Origin of the sequence: Paranoxybacillus vitaminiphilus, from assembly GCF_003259935.1 — a bacterium.
GTDB classification, from domain to species: Bacteria; Bacillota; Bacilli; order Bacillales; family Anoxybacillaceae; genus Paranoxybacillus; species Paranoxybacillus vitaminiphilus.
This window is the reverse complement of sequence record NZ_QLMH01000044.1, coordinates 1-5,385: the sequence shown is the minus strand read 5'-3', so window position 1 is coordinate 5,385 and position 5,385 is coordinate 1. Positions and strand designations below refer to the sequence as shown.

Annotated in this window: 7 protein-coding genes and 1 pseudogene; 5 read left to right on the top strand and 3 right to left on the bottom strand. The window is 38.4% G+C overall.

Translation table 11 applies throughout. The features are described from left to right. Positions 1–641, top strand: a 641-nt coding sequence (locus B0I26_RS17920) for an IS256 family transposase (RefSeq protein WP_111646688.1), incomplete at its 5' end; no start/stop codon positions are given. A 135-nt stretch (positions 642–776) separates the two neighbouring features. On the opposite strand, the gene B0I26_RS17915 is transcribed toward B0I26_RS17920, so the two are convergent. Further along, on the bottom strand, positions 777–1,064 hold the full coding sequence (locus B0I26_RS17915) for a hypothetical protein (RefSeq protein WP_111646687.1): 288 nt from the start codon (positions 1,062–1,064) through the stop codon (positions 777–779). A 159-nt stretch (positions 1,065–1,223) separates the two neighbouring features. Between B0I26_RS17915 and B0I26_RS18785 the strand changes: the two genes are divergently transcribed. Continuing rightward, entirely contained in the window at positions 1,224–1,520 is a 297-nt protein-coding gene (locus B0I26_RS18785) for a hypothetical protein (protein WP_245934851.1), read from the top strand. A gap of 3 nt (positions 1,521–1,523) precedes the next feature. Further along, positions 1,524–2,021, top strand: coding sequence for a PIN domain-containing protein (locus B0I26_RS17905; protein ID WP_111646686.1), 498 nt, complete (start codon positions 1,524–1,526; stop codon positions 2,019–2,021). Between the two features lie 136 nt (positions 2,022–2,157). Here B0I26_RS17905 and B0I26_RS17900 read toward each other — a convergent pair whose 3' ends face one another. Continuing rightward, positions 2,158–2,316: a transposase gene (locus B0I26_RS17900; RefSeq protein WP_111646685.1), complete on the bottom strand. Its 159-nt coding sequence runs from the start codon at positions 2,314–2,316 to the stop codon at positions 2,158–2,160. A gap of 820 nt (positions 2,317–3,136) precedes the next feature. Here B0I26_RS17900 and B0I26_RS18445 point away from each other — a divergent pair. Further along, the gene (locus B0I26_RS18445) at positions 3,137–3,358 is read left to right on the top strand and encodes a transposase (RefSeq protein WP_181503005.1); all 222 of its coding nucleotides are present in this window, start codon (positions 3,137–3,139) and stop codon (positions 3,356–3,358) included. Positions 3,359–3,406: 48 nt separating this feature from the next. Here the strand turns inward: B0I26_RS18445 and B0I26_RS17890 are convergent. Then, positions 3,407–4,576: pseudogene (locus B0I26_RS17890) on the bottom strand (ISL3 family transposase). Between the two features lie 316 nt (positions 4,577–4,892). Here B0I26_RS17890 and B0I26_RS17885 point away from each other — a divergent pair. Next, on the top strand, positions 4,893–5,159 hold the full coding sequence (locus tag B0I26_RS17885) for a DUF3986 family protein (protein WP_111646684.1): 267 nt from the start codon (positions 4,893–4,895) through the stop codon (positions 5,157–5,159). Positions 5,160–5,385: the final 226 nt, after the last annotated feature.

Here is a 5,385-nt window from a genome sequence, read left to right as displayed (position 1 = left end):
GTGTGAATGAAGAAGGATATCGCGAAATTCTTGATTTCTTTGTGGGAGGACAAGAAAGCGCCTATGTATGGCAGGAAATTCTTCAAAACCTCTACCAAAGAGGCGTAAAGGAAGTGCTTCTGGGCGTATTCGATGGACTACCGGGTTTAGAGGAAGCCTTTAAAACGGTTTATCCGAAAGCCGATGTGCAGCGTTGTGTCGTTCACAAAGTCCGTAACACGCTCAATCGTGTTCGGAAAAAAGACCAATTCGAAATGGCGGAAGATTTGAAACTCATTTATCGATCTCCGAATAAAAAAATGGCACTGGAGATGTTTCAACAGTTTGAATCGAAATGGTCCAGCAAGTACCCGAGAGAAGTCCAATCTTGGGCCAATGAGTTGGATGTCCTCCTTACATTTATGGATTATCCAAGCAGTATTCGAAGTGTGATTTACACGACGAATGCGATTGAACGAACAATCAAGGAGATCCGGAAACACCTAAAACCAATGAACAGTTTGAATAGTTTAGAAGCCGCTGAAAAAATCGTATATTTGACCATCCAAGACTTTAATGAGAAGCGGGCAGGGCGAAAGTTACGAGAATTTGCCGAAGCGCATGAAGCCCTTCAACGAATGTTTGAAGAACGTTACAATTAACCAAATGCTGTAAATGGACGAAATAAGGGGATTCTCCCTTTCCACACAGGAGACTGAATATTCAGTCTCCTGTGTGGAGAAAATCAGTCCCCTATCAATTCAAATCCATTTCAGAGAAACCCTCCCCCCATTATATTACACAAAATTCTTGACGGTACCAAAAAACTCTTCCCGGCTAATTTCATCTTCTTTTAATTCTTTTAATGTTTTTCCATTGTATCCGCTCGCTTTTGCAGTTATAAATGCATTAGAAACAACGTCAAATGATTTAAATAGCACTGTTTCATTTAAACTTCTTTCTAAGACCCTGTTGGTTAGTATTTCTCGTGTAACTTCTGGAGCATTTTTGCTTAAATCAGTCAAAGGTTGATTTCTTAAAAGGGTTTTAATTTTGTCATTCAAACGTCTTTTGGAAGTACCCATTTTTGATTTCCTCCTAAACTCCTTATTGTATAGAATTATGACAAAAATCAGTTTATTTTTCCATAACTTCGACAAAAATGTCAGGATGAGAAATGTAAGATATGATTTCTTAAAACATGGTATACTATGTATAAAACCTCAACGAAGGTGGGGATACAAATGAGAACTAACAAAAAAGAGAACCGTGATGCATATCATATAGCAAAAGCACTAGCCAAACGCCCTATTTTAAGGAGAAGAGTGCACCAGAACCATTATCATTACCGAATTGGATTGCCTGTTCTAACGGAAGAACAAATGAAGGAGGTCATTCAAGTGCGACCTGCAAAGAAGAAGCTAACCAAAGAAGAAAAGAAAGCTTTACACAAACGTCTGGCTGGCAGTGCTAAGCTATTTAGTAAAGAAGGTGTGATAGAATCACTCAAAATTGCAAATAGAGAAGATTGGGAGGATTAAACGTTGTCAAAGAGAGTATTAATCGATACAAATATATACGCAGCAGATGAAATGGGCTACCCTGATGCAGTGGAGTTCATTGAACAGCTGATTGAAGATGAGGCAGAAATTATTATGACTACCTTGATTGAGATGGAGATTATGTCTCATTTCGAAATCGAAACAGATCCTTCTATAAGAAAAAACAGGGAAGGATATATTCAAATGGCTGATCAAATCTACGATGTTACTAGAAAAGATATGGAGCTAGCGGCCGACATAAGAAGGAAAGCAAGAGCGGACAGCGCACGCAAAAAGAGTATTAAAGCTCCTGATGCTCTTGTTGCAGCTGCTGCTCTTATACATAATGCAACATTAGTTAGTAATAACGATAAAGATTTTAATTGGATCCGGGATAACTATACTTATAAAGGGCGAAAGCTAGATTATGTGAATCCTATAATAGATAAGAAAGCTTACGGAGAATTTAGCAAAGCCTACGCCGAAAGCAGAGGATTTTAATATTTATTCGAACATGTTATTCCTTATGTATTGCGGGATAATCTACTTAACCACCGCAACAATCATCATAATACTATATAGAATGTAACTTAACATTTCGGCTTCTCAAACCCCCCCTAAGCGCTGTAAAACTTCTTCACAATGATGTGCAATGTACTTCTAAAAAGCTGTTCCCCAACTGTTCGATGGCATGAAGATCTTTGTGAAACCGATTGGCAATGACAGATTCCTTCCGCCATTTCCACAGGTGTTCAATCGGATTCAATTGTGGGAAATAAGGTGGTAAAAAAAGCAAACCATAATTTGCTCTTCCTGTTCACGCAAAAACTCTTGCACTTGTTTGGCATGGTAAATCCGATTGTTATCTAAGACCAAAAGAACATACTTCCCCTAATGTGTTTGTAACAGGTGCTTGACAAACTCAAGGAATGATGCCGTGTTACAAGCCAATGCCTGTTGAGTGAGGACATTCACCGCACCAAATAGGGTCACACTCATTTATTGAGTTAATTTTAATATTTTTGATTTTTCCTCTATGATTCTCTAGCTCTTCTTTTCTCTCGATTAACTTTTATATCATTTTGCAGTAAAGTGGTAATTCTATTTTCTACATACTCCACAAAATCATGAACAAACCGTTGATTTATAAGGCTTTTGTTGTTATTTTACATTTTTAAGGTTCACTGCAAAATTCTCGTACTAAATTTTTATTAAAACAAAAACCCGAACTCTCCATCTTGAGTTCGGGTTTCACTTGATGATTCCGACTGGGCGAAATGCGCGACCTCTACCCTGTCAAAATAGAAAGGGGAAAAACAAGCGAGTTAAATATATAAAATGAGTTAAATCGAATTAAAATGTGTCTTGAAAATACGCGATATTTCAAGGTTTTTCTGTTTAAGAGAGTTAATAAAAATTAAATAAATTAATTGTGTTAAAGTGCCTCTTGTGCAGATTTTGTGCAAGTTTTGTGCAAATTTTTCTTCGGTGTGTAGTATGTGGGTTCCTAAGTTAAGTCCGTATAATTGTGTAAAAAGGGAATAAACAAAAGAGCCACGTTGCTTCCCCTTTGGTCAAATAAACAGTGAACCCCAAACATAAGGAGGTATGCAACGATGGCCCAATATCATATTCCTGTAAATGATGAACTTTTGCACGGGTTATTGCTGAAAGATCAAGGATTGACTAAGCTGCTCGAACAAGTTCTGACTCAAATCCTCGAAGAAGGGTTTGAAGACGCCACGGCGGTTTTAGACTATCGAGACCGTTACTGCCACAGTTTGCACACAACCAATGGGATGGAACGGCTGAACGAAAATATTGAATTTTTTAGTTAAAATTATAAAAATTTGGTTCATCACCAAAAGATGTACTTGATTTTTACGTTAAAATGTGATAAAGGTCTCTAGACGGACACGCAAAGTAAAACGCTGGATATTTCGATACCCATATCCTCGCCTTTTGATCAATTTTATTTTGTTGTTGATTCCTTCCATTGGACCATTTGAGTAAGAAAAAACGATGCAAGAAAGCACTGCGTCTCTTCGGGTGATGAGTGCCTTGGCAATACTGCGTATGGCGGCACAGTCGCTAAAAAGGTACCGGTCAAACCATTGGGTCAAACGAGTTTCGGCTTGCTTTCTTGTTTGGCTTTTGGATACATAACGGAAATGTTGAAGTGCTTGATAAACGTCACGTAAATAAGCGCTTTCTTAGCACCATTGTCGAACTTCCTGTCTCTCTTCTTCTGTTAATTTTTCTGGACGTTGGCTTAACAATCGGCACACGCGGCGAACGCTTCCATGTTTAGTTCCGCCTTTGGCAAGGTATTTGCGACAACGTTCCAGTGCATCGGTGAATAACTGAATCACATGGAAGTGGTCAAGAACATGGATGGCTTTTGGACATACCTTTTCAATGGCTTTTCTCATGGCAGGAGCCAAGTCGCTGACAACATACTTCACTTTGGAGGCGACGGGTTGAAGCGCCTCCACAATGGCTTCTTCATTTTTTCCAGAAGCAATGGAAAGGACATTCCTAGTCTGTGTGTCCATCACCGCTACTCCGTAATCATGTCCCTTTCGGAAAGCGAATTCATCCACACATACTACTGTAGGATTCGATGTTGGTAAAAGAGCCGGGGCATATTGATAAAACCAGCGTTCTACTGTCGTGTAGGCGAGTTGTAACAAGCGAGCGACTTCTTGAATCGTTTTTCCGATGCATAACTGGGCGACCCAATGTTGAAACGATTCCGTCGCGATACTGTGAGACGGAAGCCCCGGATAGGAAACGGTAAACGTAAGGGAACAAGCTTGGCAGCGACGTCTTTCTATGGAAAGCTCAATCCAAAATAGACCAATGTTATTCGTATAGCCATGAATCCATTGTTTTCGTTTCGATGATATTTTGGTTGTCCGTCCGAAGCAAGTCGGGCAGATCGGACAATGAGGAGGGAGGGAAAGTTCAAAAATCCATCGTTCTCCCTCTTTTCGTTCTCCATGAATAAGAAAGCCTGGTAAAGTGATCAAATCTTTGATAAACTGAGATTGCATGCGAAATTTCCTCCATGGTTGATGGTTTGGTCACCTTTACCATACAGGAAATTTCGCATTTTTTGTACCCTTGATCAGAAAACAACCTGATTGTCAAGTACATTTTATGGTGAAGAGCCAAAATAAATATATTTTAGAAGGTGCTGGTAGTGGAGGTCGAATCATACAAGTAAGAAATAAATCAAACGGTTCGGTTGTATTTCGACTTGATTATTTTCCAATAAAGCATGGAGGCCCTTATGTATTGCATTATCATGTTCCACCTAATTTAAAAGAACATCATGTTATTAAATTTTAGAATAGGGGGCACAATTTGATGGTTAGATATGAAGATTTCCACTTACATGTTGGATATTATAATGACGGTCTTGATTTGGAAGGGATTTTTTTTAAAGAGAAGAATAAACCAAAATGGTACTTATACTTTGATGCGGATGGATATGATATACAATTGAAAAAGGAATATAAAAAAGAAGAGCCTTTTGGTTATCTTGTAAGAATATACGATATAGAGGAAATTGATGAAACACAAGGGAATGAGCTCTTCAAAAATTTTTTAATTGAAGAATCAATTATTAAATAAATAAGTGTTTGGCATAATGAAATATCAACATTCAACCAATTACTTATAGATAGGCATTTTCTAAAGTCGAATTATCCCCTTAACAGTTTCTTTAATATAGAAATAATATTGTAAACTAGCACATTATTTCATCCCGCGAAAGGGAGTAAAACGATTTATACACCGTGTTCTCCCTCCTTCGCCGGAATCGCCGCAAACGGGGACCGATGGCGTTTTACATAGGCGT